A 22,926-nucleotide genomic window follows, 5' to 3' on the forward strand; every position below is an offset into this window, starting at 1 on the left:
TCTTATTTAAAAATATAATATCATGACACAAAGAATTTCAAAATATCAAAGGTTTAAAATGTCGAATCCCATCATTCAGTTTTTTAAGTTTATTTATTTAAGTATAAAAATAATGCTTGTTGTTGCTGGAGGACATGGAGGGACTAGAAAAGTAAACTGATGTGGTTGTCAGTTTTTAGTTGGTTTTTTTAATAGAAAAAGGGCATTAATTTTTTTAATGCCCTTTTTCTTATTAAAATTTATATTGAAGAAATGCAGTGATGTTTCTTCCGGGTTCATTAATAGGAACTTTCCCGAAATTTGCTTGATTGTTAAAACTAAAGTTTAAATGATTGTTATATGTTTTATCAAACACATTTAGAGCGGCAACTCCTAAAGTAAATTTTTTAAATACTTCAGTACCAAAACGGATGTCTAAAGTTTGATATCCATCTGTTTTTGTTTCTCCATAACTTTCTGCAATTTCATTTTGTTTACTGGTTAAGTTGTATTGAATATTTGCCCAAAAATCTGATTTTTTATACCCTACAGATAATTTTGAATTAAAAGGAGGTGTTAAAGGTAAAGATTCATCTAAATCTTGATTTCTTGCATATACATAAGCCATTTCTGCTTTGAAAAAATAATTGGTTAAAAAGTCTATTTGCACCATGGCTTCAAAACCAGTTTTATAAGCATTATCTATATTTTGAAATACTTTTGGATGAATTGGTTCTGCCGTTGGCATATACTTTCTATTCTGACTTTCATCAACAATACCAACAATATAATTTTGATATAAAGCATAATAAACGGATGCAGCATATGTTACTTTTTTATTATCGTTTATACCTTTAAAACCAATTTCAAATTGATTGTTTACTTCGGCTTTTAAATTAGGGTTTCCAATATATTCATAAGGATCTTGCCCAATTGTAAAATGATTGATAAAACGTTCAATCATGTTTGCAGAGCGAACACCTCTTCCATAAGCAGCTTCTAAAACAAGGTTTTTTGAAATTATTCTCTTAACAGAAAGGGTACCACTTATGTTGTTTTCTGTGCGTTTTTTTAAGTTGTACATAAGAGCAAAATCATCTTCAGGATCATTAATGTCTGATACAACCATATCATAACGTAAACCTGCAGTTACAATTGTACTGTTATTTGCTTCCCATTTTGTTTCAGTAAAAAAGCCAAAATCATTTACATAAGCATCTTGCCAAACTTTATCAGTAAATTCCATTGGAGTTGCCAAAGTATTACCATTCATTTTTTTTACCAACCTTGTTCTTTGTCCGTCTCTACTTACAAGCATTGCATCTAAGCCACTAAAAACATTCACGGTTTTAGATGGTTTCCAATTTAACTCAACTTTACCTCCCATAGTTGTTGCTTCTACTGCAGATGCAGCTTCTGTCATATTAAAAGTAGGCCTGTTGGTATTGGTCATCAAATGATCTACATAACTATAATACGTTTTTGCAGAAATGCTTTTTAAAGTTTCGCCTAAATCAGAAATCTTATAATCTAAAGAAATAATAGAACTATTATCATAATCGGTGTCCATAGGTAAACCAGCGTGTAAAACATCGCGCCCAAAAGATTGTTTCCAATTTAACTGTAAGCGTTCATTTTCTTTAAAGTTATATCCTAACTTTATTCCATAATCGGTACTTCTAAAAGAAGAAGGAATTTCATCATTATTTCCATCTTCATAATTTCCAAAATCTCTGTATCCAAAGTTTCCAACAATATCATATTTGTTTTGGATGTATTGAAGTTGTAACATGTTTACAAATGAATTTCCATTGGTTTCATAACCAGCTGAAGCTTTACCGTGAAAACCATGTTCTAGATAATTTGGATTTTTGCTTACCAAATTAATAATACCACCAAAAGTAGCTCCATAACGAACGGTATAAGGACCTTTTATAACTTCAATTTTAGATATTTCTTCCGGAATTACATGTGTAGTAATTGGGTCCATTCTGTTTGGACAAGCGTGCATCGCTTTTGTTCCACCATCATATTGAATGTTTAATTGTTCGTATTGACTAGCTCTAAAAGAAGGATCTATAGCATAGTTTCCTCTTTTAATTACAGAAAATCCGTTTATATAATTAAATAAATCTGCAACATTTTTGGGTTGCACAATATTTTTATCATATTTATTAGATACAATAGTGTGTATTGGATCTGTTTTTACATTTCCTGTTACAATAACTTCATCAAGTTTTATTCTTTTTATAGTATCTTTTTTCTTTTCTACTTTTTTTTGAGAAAAAGAGACACTAGAAATTAGTATGCATAGTAGCATACTGAAAAATGTTTTCATTTCTATTAAGTTTAAATTTTGTAATAAAATATTATTTATAGCAAACAAAATGCTATAAAACGAAATTTAAAATTATCCTTTAGGTGGATGAAAACAGTTGTTTGTTATATGATAAGTATATAGATTTAAATAAGAAGAATATGGTTTTTTAAAATCTTTAATTTTGTTAAATGTATAAGATAAAGGCACATTGTTGTATAATAGTATGTCTTTAAGATCTATAAGTTGTATTGGTGGGTTTTCATTGTTGTTACTAGAGTTTGTTATTTTTTTTAAATGACATTTACCATTACAAGCTAATTCTGGCTTGTCTTTGTTTTCGCAAAAAGCTTCTATAAAACCTTTTGTATCTAAATTAAAATAAGCATATACAATAGACACCCTTAAAGTATTGTATAAAACTAGAGCGCTTAAAGTAATAGCAAAAATAATTTTCCAGTTTTTCACAATTTCACAATTAAAAATATTTAATGTTTAATTCTTGATAAAGGTCATTTAATATTTTATATTAGAGAGTAACAAATGTTACAGACAGAGGTCCTGTCAGGCCTTAATTTTGCATTAAATTAATTGAACTAATGATGAAAAACAAATTATTAATACTATCATTACTATTACTTACTTCCTTTTTAAGTGCTCAAGAAGTTATCTTGATTACTAAAAGTGATGTACTTTCTAAAGTAAAAGAAAATAACAACACTATAAAAATGTCTCAGCAAGATGTTTTGGTTGCAAAAGGAGATTATAGACAAACAAATGCAGTGTTTTTGCCTAATATTACCGCAAGTCATACAGGTATTTCTACAACAAACCCTTTAATGGCTTTTGGGTCTAAATTAAATCAAGAAATATTGACATCTGCAGATTTTAATCCTGTATTATTAAACGATCCTACCACTACAAGAAGTTTTGCAACGAAGATAGAAATTCAACAACCCTTAATTAATTTAGATGGTTTTTATCAAAGAAAAGCAGCCAAAGCTAAAATGGATGCGATGTCTTTAAAAACAGAAAGAACCATTGATTATTTGTCTTTAGAGGTAACAAAAGCATATATGCAATTACAGTTAGCTTACAAAGGACTTGCTGTTTTAGAGAGTGCTTTAGCAACAGCTAATGCTAATAAAAAAATGGCAGACAATAGTTTTAAACAAGGTTTTTTACAGCGTGCAGATGTTTTAAATATTGAAATAAGAGTTACGGAAGTTAAAAGTCAATTACAAACGGCAAAAAGTAATGTAGAAAATGCATCTAATTATTTGTCTTTTTTAATGAATGAGAAAAGCGATGTTATCTACAAACCAACAGAAAATTTAAAGGTTGCTAGTTTTAATATTGATGATAAGAAAATATCAGATAATAGAGCAGATATAAAAGCAATGGAGCTTGCTTTAAAAGGTTATGAAGCCATGAACAAAGCTGATAAAATGGCGTTTTTACCACGTTTAAATGCTTTTGGTAGTTATGAAATGTATGACAACAAAGTTTTTCAAGGTGATGCAAATGGATATTTAATTGGCGCACAATTAAGTTGGGATCTTTTTCAAGGTTCTAAGCGTTTTGGAAAAGCACAAAAAAGTAAAGCCGAATTTGAAAAATCGAAGTTAGAATACAATCAATATGTGTCTAAAAGTAATTTAGAATTGAACAAAGTAAAACGCCAATTGGTAGATGCAAAAAATAGATTAGAATTAACCGATTTAGCTGTGCAACAATCTAAAGAATCTTTAAGAATTCGAAAAAACAGATTTAAAGAAGGTTTAGAAAAAACGTCTGATTTATTATTAGCCGAAACGCAGTTTGCACAAAAACAATTAGAATATTATCAAACAATTTTCGAATATAATTTTACACAAACATATTTAGAATTTTTAACCAAAGAATGAAAATAGATAGCAGTAAGCAGTCGCAGTTTTCAGTAAAAAAATAAAACCAAATTCAATGAAAAAATACATACACATAATAGCATTCTTTACAACTTCTTTATTCTTAATGACGAGTTGTGGAAGTGAAGAAAAAAAGGTAGCAGTAGATACTACACCTGCAATTAAAATTTCAGTTAGCAAAGTTGCTGTAAATAGTAACAGCCCATTTTTGTCTGTAAGCGGAAAAATTCAAGCGTCTAATAGTGCAGATTTAAGCACAAGAATGATGGGATATGTAAAAAAAGTACATGTAAATGTTGGAGATAAAGTTAGAAAAGGTCAGTTGTTAGTTGCTATAAATAATACCGATTTACAAGCGAAAAAAGCACAAGTAAATGCAGGAATTACACAAGCACAAACTACTTTTAATAACGCCGAAAAAAATTACAATCGCTTTAAAAATTTATTTGCAAGTAACAGTGTTACTCAAAAAGAAATGGATGATATGACTGCGAATTACGAAATGACAAAAGCGGGTTTAGAATCTGCAAAACAAATGAAAAATGAGATTAATGCTCAGTTTGCATATTCTAATATTACAGCTCCTTTTAGTGGTGTAATTACTAGCAAAAATATAGAAGAAGGTGATATGGCAAACCCAGGAATGCCATTAATTAGTTTAGAAACTCCTAAAGATTTTGAAGTTATAGCAATGGTACCTGAAACTGAAATTTCGCAAATTAAAAAAGGAACAATTGTAAATGTCTTGGTAAAAGCAATTAACAAAACAATTAAAGGAAAAGTTGCTGAGGTAAGTACTTCTGCTAAAAATACTGGTGGACAATATTTAGTAAAAATCAATCTAGATAAAACAGAGGCGCCTATTTTATCGGGGATGTTTTCTACGGTTCAGTTCCCTGTAAAAAGAGAAGTAAAATCGGAGATGGTTTTGATTCCTACAGAAGCAATTGTAAAAAATGGTCAATTATCGGGTGTTTATACAGTAAGTCAGAGTAATACAGCATTATTACGTTGGTTGCGTTTAGGAAGGACTTATGGAAATAAGGTAGAGGTTTTATCGGGTTTAAATGTAGATGAATCTTACATTGTTTCGGCAGAAGGGAAGTTGTTTAATGGAGCTAAAGTTAGTGTTCAGTAAAAAATAGTATTCAGATTACAGTCTCAGTTGGCAGTAAATAGTTGTATTTGAGATAACAAATTTAGTTAAGAATAAGAATTATCGCGTTAAGGATAGCAATGGAAATCCTTTTTTTATACTGAACTTGTTTCAGTATCTCTTTTAAAAAAGCATTTAGCTTAAATTGAAAGATGCTGAAATTAATTCAGCACAAGAAAAAAGATTGCAATGAATAGCCTGTTAAAACGCCAAAAAAATAAAAAGAAATGAAAGAAGGTTTAGCTGGAAAAATTGCAAAAGTCTTTATTGGATCGAAACTGACAGTATTGCTAATGATCGTATTTATGGTGGTTGGTGTGTATGCTTCATTTTTAATTCCGAGAGAAGAAGAGCCGCAAATTGATGTGCCAATGGCAGATATTTTTGTGGGTTATCCGGGTGCAAGCCCTACAGAAGTAGAGAGTAGAGTTGTAAAACCTTTAGAGAAATTAATCTCAAACATTAAAGGTGTGGAGTATGTGTATTCTACTTCTATGAACGAGAAAGCAATGGTAATTGTACAGTTTTATGTGGGAGAAGATATTGAGCGCTCTTTTGTGAAATTATACAATGAGATTAACAAACACATGGATCAAATGCCAGCAGGCGTTACATTTCCGTTGGTTAAAACGCGTGCTATTGATGATGTACCAATGTTGGGTTTAACATTGTGGAGCGAAAACTACAATGATTACCAATTAAGCCAAATGGCACAAGAATTAGAAACGGAGATTAAGAAGGTTAATGATGTTTCGATTACACATAAAATAGGAGGAAGAAACCGTCAACTACGTGTGGTTTTAGACAAAGATAAATTGGCTGCAAGCGGATTGGATTTTTTATCAGTTTCTGAAATGATAAAAGCCAATAATACGCAACTTAGTTCTGGTAGTTTTGATAAAAATGATACAGAGTTTTTAGTAAATACTGGTAATTTTTTGGCTTCTGTAACAGATGTAGAGAATTTGGTGGTTGGAGTACAACAGAACAGACCTATTTATTTAAAACAAATTGCCAATATAGTTGATGGACCCGAAATTCCACAAAATTATGTGTCTTTAGGTTTTGGAAAAGCAAGTGATAAATCTTCTGAATACAAATCTGAATATCCTGCGGTTACTATTTCTGTTGCCAAAAGAAAAGGAGCAGATGCCATGAAAATTGCCGAGGTTATTTTAACAAAAGTAGAGCATTTACGTACCACTTTAATTCCAGATGATGTACATGTAGAAGTGACTAGAAATTACGGAGAAACAGCTTCTCATAAAGTGTCAGAATTGTTATGGCATCTTATTGGATCTATCTTTGCAGTTACTATTGTTGTAATGTTAGCCATGGGGTGGCGAGGTGGTTTGGTGGTGTTTTTGTCTGTGCCAATTACGTTTGCTTTAACGTTGTTGAGTTATTATATGATGGATTATACACTAAACAGAATTACTTTGTTTGCTTTGGTATTTGTAACGGGTATTGTAGTAGATGATTCCATCATTATTGCCGAAAACATGCACCGACATTTTAGGATGAAACGACTGCCCTTTAAACAAGCAGCTTTGTATGCTATTAATGAAGTTGGGAACCCTACAATTTTAGCAACATTTACCGTAATTGCTTCTGTTTTACCAATGGCTTTTGTATCAGGTTTAATGGGGCCTTATATGGCGCCAATGCCAATTGGAGCATCTATTGCTATGATCTTATCATTATTTGTAGCCTTGACCATTACACCTTATTTAGGATACATTTTCTTAAGAGAAAAAGACAAAAAAGGAGGCGTAGAGAAAGTTGAAAAACCTTTAGAAGAAACTTTTATATATAAAATATACAACAAACTAGAAAGACCTCTATTAGAAAGCGGAACTAAAAGATGGTTGTTTTTAGGAGGAACATTTGTGATTTTAATGGCAACCATGCTATTATTTTTCACCAATTCTGTGGCTGTAAAAATGTTGCCGTTTGATAATAAAAATGAGTTTCAAGTAGTGATTGATATGCCAGAAGGAACTACTTTAGAAAGAACAGGAGTTGTTACCCAAGAAATTGCACAGTATTTAGCCACAAGACCAGAAGTAGTAAATTATCAAAATTATATAGGTACTTCTGCTCCAATTACTTTTAACGGCTTGGTACGTCATTACGATTTACGTGGTGGATCTAATATGGCAGACATACAAGTAAATTTGATAGATAAAGAAGAACGAGATATTCAAAGTCATGGAATTGCAAAGTTATTAAGAACAGAAATACAACGAATTGCAGCAAAATATAATGCAAATGTAAAACTAGTAGAAGTTCCGCCAGGACCACCAGTTTTATCTACCATTGTTGCTGAGGTGTATGGACCCGATTATAAAGAGCAAATGAGAATTGCTAATGATGTTCAGAATATCTTAAAAAACACAGATGATGTGGTAGATATTGATTGGATGGTAGAAGCAGATCAAAAAGAGTATCAATTTGAAATCAATAAAGAAAAAGCCATGTTGTATGGAGTTGCTCCACAACAAATTGCATACACCATGAATATGGCGCTGTCTAATAGAGCAATTACTACTTTGTATGATGAGAATGCGGCAAATCAAGTAGGTTTGGTATTAAGTTTAGATGAAAAAGAGAAATCTACCATTTCTGATATTTCTCAATTAAAAGTAAAATCAAAACAAGGAAATATGGTGCCAATTGCAGATTTGGTAGAGATTAAAGAAACGATTGCAGAAAAGAGTATTTATAGAAAAAACCAAAAACGTGTAGTTTTTGTAACAGCAGATATGGCTGGAGAATTAGAAAGTCCTGCTTATGCTATTTTAGGAATGGAAGAGAAGTTGAAAGAAATTAAACTTCCAGAAGGCTATAAATTAAACGAAATGTATTTAGGTCAGCCTGATTTTGAAGATAATTATACGGTAAAATGGGATGGAGAATGGCAAATCACTTTAGAAGTGTTTAGAGATTTAGGTATCGCATTTTTAGGAGCCATTATCTTAATTTATATCTTAATTGTTGGATGGTTTCAAAACTTTAAAGCACCCATTGTAATGATGGTTGCAATACCATTATCGTTAATTGGAATTATTCTTGGACACTGGATGATGGGCGCTTTCTTTACAGCAACATCTTTTATTGGAATGATTGCATTAGCAGGAATTATGGTTAGAAACTCAGTTTTATTGATTGATTTTATCAACCTAAGAATAGCAGAAGGAATTCCTATTAAACAAGCGGCTATAGAAGCAGGAGCAGTAAGAACAACACCAATTTTATTAACTGCAGGAACTGTTGTTATTGGTGCATTTGTAATCTTATTCGATCCTATTTTTCAAGGACTGGCAATCTCGTTAATGGGCGGAACTATTGTGTCTACAGTATTTACATTGTTGGTGGTGCCTTTGGTGTATTATATGATTGAAAAGAAAAATTATAAATAAAATTGTTAGGTCGAGCGCAGTCGAAATCAAAGAGAAACCTAAAAATTTAATTAGTTCTCGACTGCGCTCGAACGGACATAAAAATAAAAAATTATGAAATTAGTATTAGTTACAGCCGTAGAAGAATTTCAAAAAGAGGTTTTAAAAATTTTCAAAAAAGCAAATATAGAAAACTTTAGTAGTTCAGATATTGATGGGTATAAAAATGTGCCTTCATTATTAATGGCTTCTAGTTGGTTTTCTGGAGAGAAAAATGGAAATGAATCTACACTATTTTTTTCTTTTACAGAAAAAGAAAAAATAGATGGGTTGTTTGTGTTAATTGACGAATTTAATCAACATTTAAAAACAAACAATCCTTTAAAAGCGATTGTTTTACCCATAGAAAGATTTATATAAACTTAAAAATAGAATAAAATGTTAAATACATATTTTAGAGTAATAGTAGGGTTTATGGTGTTGTTAACTGTTTTTTTAACTTACTATGTAAGTGTTAATTGGTTGTGGTTTGGTGTATTTATTGGCGTAAATATGATACAATCTGCCTTTACAAAATGGTGTTTGTTAGAAGTTATTTTAACGAAATTGGGTGTTAAAAGCTAATAAGTGTTTTTTTAGAAAAAAAATAGCCATTTATAGAAAAATAGAAATAAGTTTTTGCAATTATATCTTAAGTTTGTTTTTTACACACTTATGTCAATTGTTTTTAGATTTATAATATTAATAGCACTTTTAATTAATACGAAGGTAATTATAGCTCAAAACCCAGTAATTGAGTACATGGCTAATGTTACAAATTTACCAGATATTGAGTTCTACGATATTATAGAAGACAAAGAAAACTATATTTGGTTGGCTGCAGATAAAGGGCTTTATAGGTATAATGGTAAATCTTATCAATTATTTAAGAATCCGCAACAAAAAGGAAATTCAATATTTCAGTTAAAGTTAGATCAACACGGTAAATTGTGGTGTAATAACATTAATGGACAAATTTTTTATGTAGAAAACAACGAGTTAAAACTTTTTTTTGATGCCAATTTACTTGTAAAAGGCCAGCTTTCTCCATATTCTATATTAGAAGATAAAATTAGAATTTTTACAATAAATGGTGTTTTTGATATTTCTAAAAAAGATAAAAAAGTAACTCAATTTTTTGAAGGAAATTCTATTGGTTTTGATGATTTTGAAGATGTTTCTTATGCATTTGTAATAAATGAAACTAAAGATAAAGACTTACATTATGTTTATAAAATTAAACAAGACACTATTAAAGTAGTATTAAAAATTAAAAGTAAAACAGGAGCTCAATCACCCAAAATTTTTACTTTTAAAAAAGAAGCACTAATAAATTTTAAAGAAAAAGGGCTTAATAAACTTTATAGTATTAATGTAAAAACAAACAAATCTCAACAATTAAATACACCAAGTTTAATTAAGTATTTAACTATTTATAACATTGTTAATTTAGAAGATAATTATTGGTTTTTAACAACTGCAGGTGTGTTTGTTTTTAAATTAGAAAACAACAAATTAAAATTTATAGAACAACTTTTCGAAACTGAATCTATTACAGATTTAGAGGTAGATTTTAATAGTAATTATTGGTTTACAACTTTAGATAATGGTGTTTTTGTATCGCCAAATTTAAGTATAAGACATACATTTTTAAATAATTTAAAAGATAAAATTACTGCAGCTTGTACTCTAAATAATAATGAATTTTTATTAGGTACAAATACAGGTAAATTATTGTTTTATAAGGAAGCTAAATTAATTAAAACACTTACTTTTCCGGGGTCTAAAATTATTGGAAACTTGTTTTATTTAGAAAAAGAAGATCAAGTAATTGTTAGTATAAATGCCTCAGAATCTTTTATTGTTAATTTAAAAAATGATAAAATAATAGATAAAAAAAATAAGTTTTCTGTAGCAAAAACATTTTCGGAATTAGAAAATAATAACTTGTTTTATGGTAATTATAAAGAAGCTATAATTTATCATAAACCACTAACATCAGACTCTTTAAATGTTATTAGAAAAAACCGCGTAAAAACATCTTTGTTTACAAACAATCAGTTGCTTGTTTCTTTTATAGATGGTTTGTATACAATAAACCCAATTACATTAAAACAAAAAGAATTAAAGTTTAAAAACAAAAGTATTTTGGTAAATTCTATTGCCAAAACAACCCATAATATTTGGTTAGCAACCCAGCATAATGGTTTGTTGCAGTTAGAAAACGATACACTAAAACCTGTTTCTATTGCTAATAAATTGCAAATTAATTATATAAAATCTGAAGATAATTTTCTTTGGATTTCTGCAGAAGAAGGTTTGTATAAATACAATACAATAACCAATGAAATTAAACATCTTAATGCCCAAGATGGTTTAAATATTTCTGTAAATCAATTTATAATTTTAGAAGATAATTTGGTAGTAATTTTACCAAATTCGTTTTTTATTTTACCTAAAACAAAACAACTTTTTAAACAATTTAAAACATCAAAAATTAAAATTGATTCTATTTTAATTAACGATAAAGATACCCTGGTTGGTTTAAATTATGAGTTGCCTTATTATAAAAATAAAATTAAAATTTATTTTAATTCAAATGGGTTTGAGTCTAACAAAAATGTTAGTTATCAATTTAAAATTAAAGAAATAGATACCATTTGGCAACAAATACCTTTAAATACACATTTTGTAATGTTTAATAATTTACCAAATGGTAAGTTTACTTTTGAGTTACAAGGTAAAAATTTAAGTGCAAAAAATGCTATTTCAACAACACCAATTACATTTTTAATAGAAAAACCATTTTGGCAAACATATTGGTTTTACTTTATAATTTTTTTATTGTTATTTGGGGTAATCTGGTTGTTTTTTAAATGGAAATTAAAACAAAAAGAAACTCAAAGAAAAATAGAAATTGATAAAATTTTAAAAGACAAAAAAATTGCCAATTTAAGGTTAGAGAATTTACGTTCTCAAATGAATCCTCATTTTATATTTAACGCCTTAAACTCTATACAAGATTATATTATTTCAAACGAAAAAGAACTGGCTAGTTCGTATTTAGTCAAGTTTAGCCGATTGATACGCATGTATTTAGATTATAGTCAGCAAAATGAAATTACTTTAGAAGAAGAGTTGAATGCCTTAAAACTGTATTTAGAATTAGAAAAAGTACGTTTTGAAGAAGAATTAGAATACAATATTGCTGTAGATAATCAATTGAAAACAAGACAAATAAAAGTACCGTCATTGTTCATTCAACCGTATGTAGAAAATGCCTTAAAACATGGTTTGTTACATAAATTAAACGATAGAAAACTACTTATTGAAGCCAAAATAATTCAACAAAACAAATTACAAATTACAGTTGAAGATAATGGTATTGGTCGAGTACAATCCGAAAAATTAAAACGATCAAACCAACAACACAAACCCTTTGCTACTAAAGCAAACAAAGAACGTGTACACCTTTATAAAAATAAATTAAAACGAAATATAACCATTGAAGTTGAAGATTTATATGATGAAAATCAAATAGCTTCAGGAACAAGAGTGGTTATAATAATGCCTACATAATACGACGATGAAATCCATAATTATAGACGACGAAAAACGCGCCAGACATTTACTATCAAACTTGTTAACCGATCATTGCGCAAGTATTACAAGTATTGTGGAAGCGCAAGATTTAGCATCTGGTGTAGATTTAATAAAAATCACAAAACCAGATATCGTGTTTTTAGATATTGAAATGCCAAATCAGTCAGGTTTAGATATATTAGAATACTTCCCAAATCACATCGATTTTAAAATCATTTTTGTTACTGCTTATAATCAGTATGCCATTGAAGCTTTCAAATTATCTGCAGTCGATTACTTGTTAAAACCTGTAGACATTGCCGAATTAAAAGAAGCAGTTGTAAAAGCCGAAGAAGCCATAAAAGCCAATAATTTAAACGATCAATTAAACAAGTTGCGCGACTCCTTAAAGCAACTATCAATAGACAAAATTGCTTTAGAAATTCCGAAAGGCATCATGTTTGCTTCTCATAACGATATCGTTTATTTTGAAGCCGAAGGCATGTACACTAACGTACAACTGATTGATGGCAAACAAAAAACCATTTGTAAACCCTTAAAACATTTTGTTGAGCAATTAGAACGTAATATGATGTTTTTTAAATGTCACCGATCCTATTTAATCAACCTGAAATATGTAGACGAATTGGTAAAAGACGATGGAGACTATTTGTTGATGAATAATAAAAAACGCATTCCTATTTCAAAATCTAAACGTGATCAGTTTTTAGAGGTAATCAAAGAAACGTTTATGTAATTTTCATTTAGAAAGAAATTAACGCTATTCAGAAAAAAGCGAATTAAAAAGCATTAATGTTGTAGTTGTTTTGTAGTTGAAAATTAAAATTAATATCAACGACAATGAAAAAAACTTTACTCTTATTTTTCTTTTTATTAGGTACAGCATGGTGCAGTTTAAATGCACAAAGTGTAAATATTCCTGACGCCAATTTTAAATCATATTTAGTGTCTAATACTTCAATTAACACTAATGGTGATAGCGAAATTTCTGTTACTGAAGCTCAAGCATTTTCAGGTGAAATGCTCGTTAATGGGTTATCAATTTCAGATTTAACAGGTATTGAAGCTTTTGTTAATATTACACGATTAGATTGTTACAATAATAATTTAACGTCTTTAGATGTTAGTAATAATTTAGCATTAACACGTTTACATTGTGGTTCTAATCAAATTGAAACGTTGGATATTAGTGCAAATACATCAATTACAGATATACAATGCCATAATAATGGTGTTTTATATGAATTAAACATTGCCAATGGTAATAACAGTAATATTAACTGGATGAAAGCCTATGGTAATAGCTTATCATGCATTCAAATAGATGCTGGTTTTACACCACCAGCAGATGCCGGAATATACAGCCAAGGTTGGACTAAAGGTAACTCAGCAGTTTATGGCGACGATTGTGTTGCTCTTAATCAAGTAGTAAACATTCCTGATGCCAATTTTAAAAACTTTTTAGTAAGCGATAACAATATCAATTTAAATGGAGATTCTGAAATAACGATGGCAGAAGCGCAAGCGACTACAGAGTTAATTATGAATGGTATTGGTATTGCAGATTTAACAGGTATTGAAGCATTTATAAATTTAACACTTTTAGATGTTCCTAATAATAACTTAACTACTATTGATGTTAGTAACAACACTAATCTAACAAGATTACATTGTGGAAGTAATCAATTAACTATATTAGATGTTAGTGACATTTCAACATTAGAGCAAGTTCATTGCCAAAACAATCAATTGGTAGAGTTAAACGTAGCCAACGGAAATAATAGCAATTTCATCTACATGAAAGCGTATAATAATCCAAGTTTAACTTGTATTCAAGTTGATGCAGGCTTTTCGCCACCAGCAAATAGCGGTCAGTATAATGTAGGTTGGACTAAAGATAATCAAACAAGTTATAGCGAAAATTGTATTCCTTCAGTGTATTATGTATATGCTAATGCAACAGGCGCAAACGACGGTAGCTCATGGACAGATGCTTTTACAAACGTAACAGACGCTTTAGCACTTACCAATTTAAATGATGCTGTTTGGGTAGCAAAAGGAACCTATACATTAGCAGATAAAAACACACCAATAGCTGTTAATACAGATGAAGTGGATATTATTGGAGGTTTTGCAGGAACCGAAACTACTTTAGCTGATAGAGACTTAACAGCTATTCATACTACAAATGCAACCATTTTTACTGGTGATATTAATGGTGATGATATTGATGGAGATTTTTCATCGAACAAAACAGATAATGCAGAGCGTTTATTTGAATTAAGAACAAGTAACGTCACTTTTGATGGTATAATTTTCGAAAACATTTACGACACCTCGCAATCTGGAGGCGTAGAAGAAAACGGTGTCATATTTATACCAAATAATTTAAATGCTAATAACTTAAAAATTAAAAATTCGGTATTTAGAAATAACTATTCTAATGGGTATTTACTAAAAATTAGAAAATTTAATCAAGGATTACTTATTGAAAACACCAAATTTATTAATAATACCATTGTAAACATGGGATTGGTTTATATACAGTCTGATAGTACAAACGGTTATATTTTTACACGTTGGGCAAATGTATTGGTAGCAGATAATGATATTAATTTTGCGGCCTTAGATATTTATAGATCAGATTGGAGTAACGGAAGTACTTTAGACGTTGTAATTAATAATAGTACGTTTGTTAATAATGATTATAATGGTACTTATGGTAATTCTATTAGAGCATCAGGTAATGGAAGTGTCAACCTAAATGTTAATAATTCTATCTTTTGGCAGAATACAGTTAATGGTGCGGCAGCAACCAGAGATATTTCCGAGGGAGATGATCAGACTTACGATGTGTTCATTAGAAATTCTATTGCAAATGTATCATCAAACGCTGGAACTTACGGAACGTTTAGCGCGACAAACGTAACCTCTTTAGATCCTGCAACTGATGATTTAAATTTAGATACTGAATACAAACCAACATCAGCTTCAAATTATATTGTTGATCAAGGAGATAACGCATACTACGATGTGGCTTTATTTGGTGATTTAGATTTATCAGGTAATGATAGAGTTTTCAATACCACTATTGATTTAGGTGCTTATGAATATGATAGTTCTACATTAGATATAAATGATATAGCTTTAAATTCTAAAACTTTCAAATTATATCCAAACCCTGTGAGCAACAAAATATTTATTAGCGCAACAGAGCACGTTAAAAGTCTTGCTATTTACAATCTAAATGGTCAATTGATGAAGCAGGTTAATTCAATAGCAGATGGGGTAGATGTGTCTCAACTACCAGTTGGAATGTATATGATTCAAATACAAACCTACACAAATATAATCAATCATAAATTTATTAAAAAATAAGTCAAAAGAACGCTGACTTACAATAAATGGCCCATTTTAGTAAGTGGGCCTTTTTCTAACCTCAAAAATTTCTTAAAAATGAAAAGAATAAAACTATTAACATTCGTGTTTCTAACTATTTTAACTATTTCTTGTTCTTCTGATGATGACAGTTCTTCAAATAATGAAAATAATATTACGTTAGGGACATCGGTGTATGAAATGAATACTGCTATTGTTGAACCTACATTAAATAACTCGGTATTTTTAAGTTTAACCAATAGCACTGAAGCACAAATAGAAGCATCTTTTGAAGGTACTACACTTAATAATGTAGATTACTTTACGGCTAGAATAAGTTACCCAGATTTAACATCTAATGTAACTTATGATTTATCTGATTTATCTAATTTAGAATTTATTGTAAATGGTGATGTTATTGATGCTGAATACGAAAATGGTTTTAGTCAATTTTACAAAAGTGGTAGTGATCCAGATTTAGAAGTAACACAAGGTAGTATTACAGTAACTAATTATTCTACAGATAACTTAACCTTAACACTTAATTTTACTAGAAACGATGGTACAGAAATTTCAGGAACTTATGAAGGAAGTTTTATTGATATAAGTAATAGTTTAGAGAGATAAGCCTAATCAATAACAAAAAAGGCTGGTCGCTATTTGATCAGCTTTTCTTTAAATTATATTGTTTTGAGTTTATCCTCTATATCTTCTTTTTTCTTTAGGCTCAAATTTTTTACCAGCATTTCCTAAGCTGTTAAACTTCCAAGTAAAAGATAACATTGCATATTGTTGTAAAACAGTACTAGAAGAATCTTGAATATAATCTTCTGTGGCTACTCTTCTTGCATTGGTATTTTGATTTAAAATATCATATACTTTTACACTAATAGCTCCTTGATCAATTTAAGATTGAATAACCTAAAGTTGTATTCCAAAACCAAGCACTTTTTTGAAAACCATCAGCAATATTAGGGTTGTAATTGTATTTTAGATCATTTCTCCATTCAAATTTTTTAGGTAAAAAAGTTGCAGTACTTAATAACACATCATGACTTGTAAAGTCTTTATCACTAAATTGTTCAATATCATAAGTGTTTTTACTTAAAGAAATTGAATAAGAAGGTCTTATTTGTAAGATATCATCCCACATAAAATCAAAACCAATTCTTGGAGATATTGAAGTTGAATTACTAGAGTATTGTACACCGTTATTAAAATTAACGTTTTTATTATGATTACCAAAAAGTCTAAATTCTGATTTTAAACTTCCAAAATCTTCCCATTTTTTTGTGACACTATAACTTCCACCTCCTTGAAAGCTAAAATAACCATTAACATTTGCGTAAGATGTTTCTCTAATAAGTGTGTTTGGGTCAATAATTGTGTTTGCAACAACTCTGTCATTAGCAATAGAAATATTACCAAAAGCCCAAAAACCTGTTCTGTCTTTCCAATTAAAATTTGAGATTCCGAAACGTAAGCTATGTGTTTTTGTTGGTTCTAATCCTGGGTTACCGGTTACAATGTTTAAAGGATTAGATTCGTCTCTAAAAGGCTGTAATTGAAATAATGACGGAGTGTCGTTTCTAAAGTTATATCTAAAGCGGTAACTTGTTGTTCTGTCTTTTCGATATCTAAAATTTAAGCCATATTCTAAATTATTAAATTCCCTTATTAAGTTTGTTTCTGGTCTTAAATAATCTTTGTTTTCTAAAGTTCTATTTACATATGCAATTTGTGCAGAAGTAGACAATTTATCGTTTCTAAATTCTAACTTTGCTCTTGGTCTTTTAACCTTGTCTAAATACTCGAAATCGGTACTTAATAAAGAACTAAAATCAGTATAATCGTTGGTGTTTTCATCAAAATTAAAAGTACTTCTTTCACTTTTTGTATTTGTATTAGAATATTGATAAGCAACATCAAAAGATAAAAGTTTTGGTATTAATGGAAAACGATACGTTACTTCGCTACCAATTTCTGTTTTATCAGAATTTCCATCAGAAAATTGGTTTCTGATTATTTGTTCAGGATTTGTTCCATACACGTTTGTTTCTGAGGAAACCAGATCTTCAGTTTCTGATTTTCTAATATTTGCAGTTACTTCTACTCGTAAAAAAGCCCCTTTTGCACCAAATCTTTTGGTTAAGTTTATTTCATTGTCAAAACTTTTAATGTTAGAATCTGCAATAGAGTTTGAGTTTGAGTCGTTAGTAAGGGTATTTGTATCATTAAAACTTTCTGAAATACTTGTGTATGTGTTTTTATTGATATCGGCATTAAAATCAGATTCAATATCAACTCTAAAAGTGCTGTCTACCTCAATTTCAAAATCAATACTTGCATCATGAGTATCACTTTCATTAAAAGTAGTATTATTAGAGTTGGTAATAAAACTGCTACCATCTGCTAAAAAGGTTTCTCTGTTTGTATTTGTTTTATTGTCAGATTCACTTTTTTTGTAAAAATAATCGCTAGCTAATTCAAATATTTTACCAAAAGAATTTATATAATTTACACCATAATTATTGGAAGTTACAATTCCCTGTCCTCCACTAAAATTTCTATCATTTCCACCAAATTGTAACCTTTGATTTCCAAAACTAAAACCTGGAGAATTTATATTGTTACCACCTGCTAAAAGACCAATTCTTTCGCTTTGTTTAAAACGAGTTGCCATTCCTGCATATTCGTATCTTCCGTCTGTACCAATTCCTGCAGCAGTTTTACCAAAATACCCTTTATTATTTTCGTTTTTAATAGTTAGGTTTATGGTTTTGTTTTCTCCATCAGAATCTTCACCAGCAAAAGCTTGTGCATTTGTTTTTGTATCTGTAATTTGTATTTTTTCTATGATGTCTTTTGTAAGGTTTCTTGTTGTAATGGTTGGGTCGTTACCAAAAAAAGGTTTTCCATTCACTAATATTTTATTTACCGATTTACCATTTACGGTAATATTACCTTCATCATCTACTTCTACTCCCGGGAGTTTTTTTAGAAGATCTTCTACATTGGCATCTTTTTTAGTTTTAAAAGATTTCACATTGAATTCTACAGTATCTTTTTTTATGGTGATGGGTGCACTAGATGTTATTACAACTGCTTCTAACATGTTTGCAGGTTTTAGTGATAAGGCTCCAGTATTTTGGTTTTTTACATCTAGTATTTTAGTATATGGTTTAAAGCCAAGATAAGAAACCACTAATTTTACTTTAGTATCTGCAGTTTTACCACTTACATTAAAATAGCCTTTAGAATTTGTAATTGTATAGGCAATTATACTACTGTCTTTTAACCTTTCTGCATGTACTGTTGCAGATTCTAGCAACTCATTATCTTCAGACGATTTTATAGTTCCAGTAATTTCAAACTTTTTTGTTTGAGAGTAAGTGATATAGCTTAAAAATAAGCAAATTAGAAAAATAAATTTCTTCATTTAAAGGTTGATTTTAAGAATGAATTTTTCATACAAAGATTTAACTATTAATCAAATACTGAGGTCTCTTTAACAGAACTTTAAGATTTTTATATTGCTTTTTAAAATATTATTTTTATTTATTCTAAATAAAAATTTATATTTGCATGATATTTAAGAAAAAATATGATTGTTTTTTATACTAAAGATAAACCTGTAGTATCCATGTTAAATGCAAGTGTTTGCAGTAATACCTGTTCTGCTAATTGTATAAAACCGAAAACAAAGTGTTGTAATAAGTACAAAAAAAAAGGCATCAATTGTAAACGATGCCCTAATGTATTGTTGCAAAATGCTTCTTAAGTTTTACCTTATTTAAAAGCATTTAAGCCAGTAACATCTAAACCTGTTATTAATAAATGTATATCATGTGTGCCTTCGTAAGTAATTACACTTTCTAAATTCATCATGTGTCGCATTATAGAGTATTCTCCTGTAATACCCATTCCGCCTAACATTTGTCTTGCTTCCCTTGCAATTGTAATTGCCATGTCTACATTATTTCGTTTCGCCATAGAGATTTGAGCAGAAGTAGCTTTGCCTTCATTTCTTAAGTTACCTAATCTCCAAGCCAATAATTGAGCTTTTGTGATTTCTGTAATCATTTCTGCTAATTTTTTTTGTTGTAATTGAAACTGGCCGATAGGTTTACCAAACTGTTGACGTTCTTTACAATAACGTAAAGCAGTATCGTAACAATCCATAGCCGCGCCAATAGCCCCCCAAGCAATTCCAAATCTTGCAGAATCTAAGCATCCTAAAGGCGCTCCTAGTCCAGATTTATTGGGTAATAAGTTTTCTTTTGGAACCTTTACATTATCAAAAATTAATTCACCGGTAGCAGAAGCTCTTAAAGACCATTTATTATGAGTAGTAGGTGTAGAGAAACCCTCCATTCCACGTTCTACAATTAAACCGTGAATTCTACCTTCTTCATTTTTTGCCCAAACTACAGCCACTTGTGCAAAAGGCGCATTTGAAATCCACATTTTTGCACCATTTAAAAGATAATGATCTCCCATATCTTTAAATTTGGTTTCCATTCCACTAGGATTTGATCCATGATTGGGTTCTGTTAATCCAAAACATCCCATCCATTCACCAGAAGCTAATTTGGGTAAATATTTTTTACGTTGTGCTTCATTTCCGTATTTATAAATAGGATACATCACTAACGAAGATTGTACCGAAGCCGTAGAACGTACTCCAGAATCTCCACGCTCTATTTCTTGCATTATTAATCCGTAAGAAATTTGATCTAAACCAGCGCCACCATATTCTTCTGGAATATAAGGTCCAAAAGCACCAATTTCTGCAAGTCCAGAAATAATTTGAGTTGGAAATTCTGCTTTTTGAGCATATTCTTCAATGATTGGAGAAACATCACGTTTTACCCAATCACGAGCTGCTTCTCTAATTAATTTGTGTTCTTCAGTTAATAAATCATCTAAATTATAATAATCAGGAGCTTGAAATAAGTCTGGTTTCATATGTCTATATTTGTAGTAAATTTTAACAAATCTATTAATTAATGTTTAATTTTTAACAATTCTTCTGTAAAAATTGTTTGATGTTGTACGTTAAAAATATACAACTTTTTAAAGTTAACGATTAGAAAATGTTAAAAAGTTATAGTTTTCTATTAAGTTTGTAATGATGAAGCACACTTTAGGAAAAGAAGAACGATTAAAAAGTAAAAAACTAATAGAAAAACTTTACAAGGATGGAAATTCTGTAAAAGCTTTTCCGTTAAGAATGATGTTTTTGCAAACGGAGCATACATCAAGTTTTCCTGCCCAAGTGGGAGTTTCTGTTGGAAAAAGAAACTTTAAACTAGCTGTTAAAAGAAATCGAATTAAGAGATTAATGCGTGAAACGTATCGTTTACAGAAAGAAATTGTGTACGATAATTTAGAAAAACCATATGTTTTTATGATTTCGTATATTGGTAAGGAGGAAATAAAATACGAAGAAGTCTACTCGAAAATGGAAAAATTATTAAGGTTGTTTATCAACGAAGTAAAAAATAAAGAAAATGAAACGAGTTAATTTTAAGAAAAAAATAGTTGTTGTTTTATTAATAACAAGCCTATTTTTAACATATTCTTTTAAATCAAAATTCTTTGAAGTAGCTAAGCAAATAGAAATTTATAATACTTTGTTTAAAGAGTTAAATATGTATTATGTAGATGAAATAAATCCTGCAGAATTAACAAACAAAGCAATTAAAAATACTTTGCAAGATTTAGATCCGTATACGAATTTCTATAATGAGCAAGATGTAGAAAACGCTAGAATTAGAAGGGAAGGAGAGTATGGAGGTATTGGAGTTTCTGTTTTTTACACCCAAAAAGGAATTGAACTTAGAGAGGTTTACAAAGGGAACTCTGCGGATAAAGCAGCACTAAAAGCAGGAGATATTATTGTTTCTATAGAAGGACAATCTTTAAAAAATATGGAAAGAGATGAACTTTCTATGTTTTTAAAAGGGACACCAAATAGCACTTTTTCGATAGAAATTGAAAGACAAGGAAAGTTGATTACAAAAGAATTGACAAGAGATAAAGTTGTTGTAAATCCGGTTCCTTTTTTTGATATGATCGATGAAGAAACAGGTTATATCATTTTAACTCGTTTTAATAATAAAGCTTCTTCTGAAGTGAAAAAAGCTTTTAGAAAATTAAAGGAAAGAGGAATGAAAAAATTGGTTTTTGATTTACGATCAAATCCAGGAGGTTCTTTGTTAGAATCTATCAACATTTCTAATTTCTTCTTACCAAAAGGGAAAACCATTGTTTCTACAAAAGCAAAAATAAAAAAGTGGAGTAACACATACAAAAGTACAAACGAACCTTTAGATTTAGAAATTCCGCTTGTCGTTTTAGTAAACGGACGCTCAGCATCCGCATCAGAAATTGTAAGTGGTTCTTTACAAGATTATGATAGAGCTGTAATTATGGGAGAACGTTCATTTGGAAAAGGTTTAGTTCAGCGTTATAGAGAGCTTACTTATGGTACACAATTAAAAGTAACAATTTCTAAATACTACACACCAAGTGGAAGATGTATTCAAGAACTAGATTATGCCAATAGAGATAAAAATGGAAAAGTTCCTAAGTTTTCTGATAATGGTGTAAATCAATTTAAAACGGCCAACGGAAGAATAGTTTATGATGGTGGAGGTGTTTTGCCAGACGTAAAAATAGCAACCTCAAAAAAAACAGAAGAAACAAAAAAACTGTTGTCATCTAGTGCCATTTTTAATTTTGCGACAGATTATTTTTATAAAAACCCTACCATTAGTTCTGCAGAAAAGTTTCAACTTAAAAATACAGATTTTAAACAATTTATTGATTTCTTAAAAACAGACACAACTTTTGTTACAGAGCAAGAAGCTTTATTTAAAAAAGCATATTCAGCATCAAAGAATAGTGGAATTAATGCAGAATATAAAAAAATAAAAGAAAAATTATTTAAAGATAAAGTTGAACAAATTTCTAAAAACAAAGATATTTTAACAGATGCTTTAAAAGCAGAAATTTTACAAAGATATTATTATAAAGAGGGTGTTTATAATCATAATATAAAAAACGATAAAGTAATAGCAGAAGCTGTTAAGTTAATGAAGAACGAAAATAAATACAAACAAATTTTGTCTAACTAAAAAC

The 22,926-nt window shown here is 29.7% G+C and carries 16 protein-coding genes; 12 read left to right on the forward strand and 4 right to left on the reverse strand.

Features of this window, described 5'->3' with window-relative positions:
• The first annotated feature begins 22 nt into the window (after positions 1-22).
• Positions 23-160 (forward strand): hypothetical protein, encoded by a 138-nt coding sequence (locus MC378_RS05400; protein ID WP_242177712.1) that lies wholly within the window; start codon positions 23-25, stop codon positions 158-160.
• Between the two features lie 72 nt (positions 161-232).
• Here the strand turns inward: MC378_RS05400 and MC378_RS05405 are convergent, their stop codons facing one another.
• Together MC378_RS05405 and MC378_RS05410 are read right to left on the reverse strand one after the other, a co-directional pair.
• Positions 233-2,317: a TonB-dependent receptor domain-containing protein gene (locus MC378_RS05405; RefSeq protein ID WP_242177713.1), complete on the reverse strand. Its 2,085-nt coding sequence runs from the start codon at positions 2,315-2,317 to the stop codon at positions 233-235.
• A 72-nt stretch (positions 2,318-2,389) separates the two neighbouring features.
• Positions 2,390-2,764 carry a hypothetical protein gene (locus MC378_RS05410; RefSeq protein ID WP_242177714.1) on the reverse strand — a complete coding sequence of 125 codons (375 nt, stop codon included), beginning with the start codon at positions 2,762-2,764 and terminating at the stop codon, positions 2,390-2,392.
• 134 nt (positions 2,765-2,898) lie between these two features.
• On the opposite strand from MC378_RS05410, the gene MC378_RS05415 reads away from it, so the two are divergent.
• From MC378_RS05415 to MC378_RS05455, 9 genes are all read left to right on the forward strand, one after another.
• Positions 2,899-4,203, forward strand: coding sequence for a TolC family protein (locus MC378_RS05415; RefSeq protein ID WP_242177960.1), 1,305 nt, complete (start codon positions 2,899-2,901; stop codon positions 4,201-4,203).
• A gap of 55 nt (positions 4,204-4,258) precedes the next feature.
• Complete coding sequence (locus MC378_RS05420) at positions 4,259-5,341, forward strand: efflux RND transporter periplasmic adaptor subunit (RefSeq protein WP_242177716.1); 1,083 nt, start codon at positions 4,259-4,261, stop codon at positions 5,339-5,341.
• Between the two features lie 245 nt (positions 5,342-5,586).
• Positions 5,587-8,781, forward strand: a complete 3,195-nt coding sequence (locus MC378_RS05425) for an efflux RND transporter permease subunit (RefSeq protein WP_242177717.1) — start codon at positions 5,587-5,589, stop codon at positions 8,779-8,781.
• A gap of 93 nt (positions 8,782-8,874) precedes the next feature.
• Positions 8,875-9,180: a hypothetical protein gene (locus tag MC378_RS05430; protein WP_242177718.1), complete on the forward strand. Its 306-nt coding sequence runs from the start codon at positions 8,875-8,877 to the stop codon at positions 9,178-9,180.
• An 18-nt stretch (positions 9,181-9,198) separates the two neighbouring features.
• Complete coding sequence (locus tag MC378_RS05435) at positions 9,199-9,384, forward strand: YgaP family membrane protein (protein WP_242177719.1); 186 nt, start codon at positions 9,199-9,201, stop codon at positions 9,382-9,384.
• Positions 9,385-9,561: 177 nt separating this feature from the next.
• Positions 9,562-12,378, forward strand: coding sequence for a sensor histidine kinase (locus tag MC378_RS05440; RefSeq protein ID WP_242177720.1), 2,817 nt, complete (start codon positions 9,562-9,564; stop codon positions 12,376-12,378).
• 7 nt (positions 12,379-12,385) lie between these two features.
• Positions 12,386-13,138 carry a LytR/AlgR family response regulator transcription factor gene (locus tag MC378_RS05445; RefSeq protein ID WP_242177721.1) on the forward strand — a complete coding sequence of 251 codons (753 nt, stop codon included), beginning with the start codon at positions 12,386-12,388 and terminating at the stop codon, positions 13,136-13,138.
• Positions 13,139-13,242: 104 nt separating this feature from the next.
• Positions 13,243-15,780, forward strand: a complete 2,538-nt coding sequence (locus tag MC378_RS05450) for a T9SS type A sorting domain-containing protein (protein WP_242177722.1) — start codon at positions 13,243-13,245, stop codon at positions 15,778-15,780.
• A gap of 78 nt (positions 15,781-15,858) precedes the next feature.
• A complete protein-coding gene (locus MC378_RS05455) occupies positions 15,859-16,407 on the forward strand; it encodes a hypothetical protein (protein ID WP_242177723.1) in 549 nt (182 codons plus the stop codon).
• A gap of 274 nt (positions 16,408-16,681) precedes the next feature.
• Here MC378_RS05455 and MC378_RS05460 read toward each other — a convergent pair whose 3' ends face one another.
• A complete protein-coding gene (locus MC378_RS05460; RefSeq protein WP_242177724.1) occupies positions 16,682-19,219 on the reverse strand; it encodes an outer membrane beta-barrel protein in 2,538 nt (845 codons plus the stop codon).
• Between the two features lie 350 nt (positions 19,220-19,569).
• A complete protein-coding gene (locus MC378_RS05465) occupies positions 19,570-20,748 on the reverse strand; it encodes an acyl-CoA dehydrogenase family protein (RefSeq protein WP_242177725.1) in 1,179 nt (392 codons plus the stop codon).
• Positions 20,749-20,911: 163 nt separating this feature from the next.
• Here MC378_RS05465 and rnpA point away from each other — a divergent pair, with 163 nt between their 5' ends.
• Both rnpA and MC378_RS05475 read left to right on the forward strand, forming a co-directional pair.
• A complete protein-coding gene (gene rnpA / locus MC378_RS05470; RefSeq protein ID WP_242177726.1) occupies positions 20,912-21,307 on the forward strand; it encodes a ribonuclease P protein component in 396 nt (131 codons plus the stop codon).
• Positions 21,294-22,922 (forward strand): S41 family peptidase, encoded by a 1,629-nt coding sequence (locus tag MC378_RS05475; RefSeq protein ID WP_242177727.1) that lies wholly within the window; start codon positions 21,294-21,296, stop codon positions 22,920-22,922. The genes rnpA and MC378_RS05475 overlap by 14 nt, the downstream gene beginning before the upstream one ends.
• Positions 22,923-22,926: the final 4 nt, after the last annotated feature.

Origin of the sequence: Polaribacter marinus (assembly GCF_022662535.1) — a bacterium.
Taxonomy (GTDB): Bacteria; Bacteroidota; Bacteroidia; order Flavobacteriales; family Flavobacteriaceae; genus Polaribacter; species Polaribacter marinus.

Coding starts and splice junctions, on each gene's coding strand:
- MC378_RS05420 (WP_242177716.1), top strand. CDS start 4,259: ATGAAAAAATACATACACATAATAGCATTCTTTACAACTTCTTTATTC.
- MC378_RS05450 (WP_242177722.1), top strand. CDS start 13,243: ATGAAAAAAACTTTACTCTTATTTTTCTTTTTATTAGGTACAGCATGG.
- MC378_RS05435 (WP_242177719.1), top strand. CDS start 9,199: ATGTTAAATACATATTTTAGAGTAATAGTAGGGTTTATGGTGTTGTTA.
- MC378_RS05465 (WP_242177725.1), bottom strand. CDS start 20,748: ATGAAACCAGACTTATTTCAAGCTCCTGATTATTATAATTTAGATGAT.
- MC378_RS05455 (WP_242177723.1), top strand. CDS start 15,859: ATGAAAAGAATAAAACTATTAACATTCGTGTTTCTAACTATTTTAACT.
- MC378_RS05460 (WP_242177724.1), bottom strand. CDS start 19,219: ATGAAGAAATTTATTTTTCTAATTTGCTTATTTTTAAGCTATATCACT.
- MC378_RS05445 (WP_242177721.1), top strand. CDS start 12,386: ATGAAATCCATAATTATAGACGACGAAAAACGCGCCAGACATTTACTA.
- MC378_RS05400 (WP_242177712.1), top strand. CDS start 23: ATGACACAAAGAATTTCAAAATATCAAAGGTTTAAAATGTCGAATCCC.
- MC378_RS05425 (WP_242177717.1), top strand. CDS start 5,587: ATGAAAGAAGGTTTAGCTGGAAAAATTGCAAAAGTCTTTATTGGATCG.
- MC378_RS05440 (WP_242177720.1), top strand. CDS start 9,562: ATGGCTAATGTTACAAATTTACCAGATATTGAGTTCTACGATATTATA.
- rnpA (WP_242177726.1), top strand. CDS start 20,912: ATGATGAAGCACACTTTAGGAAAAGAAGAACGATTAAAAAGTAAAAAA.
- MC378_RS05415 (WP_242177960.1), top strand. CDS start 2,899: ATGAAAAACAAATTATTAATACTATCATTACTATTACTTACTTCCTTT.
- MC378_RS05475 (WP_242177727.1), top strand. CDS start 21,294: ATGAAACGAGTTAATTTTAAGAAAAAAATAGTTGTTGTTTTATTAATA.
- MC378_RS05430 (WP_242177718.1), top strand. CDS start 8,875: ATGAAATTAGTATTAGTTACAGCCGTAGAAGAATTTCAAAAAGAGGTT.
- MC378_RS05405 (WP_242177713.1), bottom strand. CDS start 2,317: ATGAAAACATTTTTCAGTATGCTACTATGCATACTAATTTCTAGTGTC.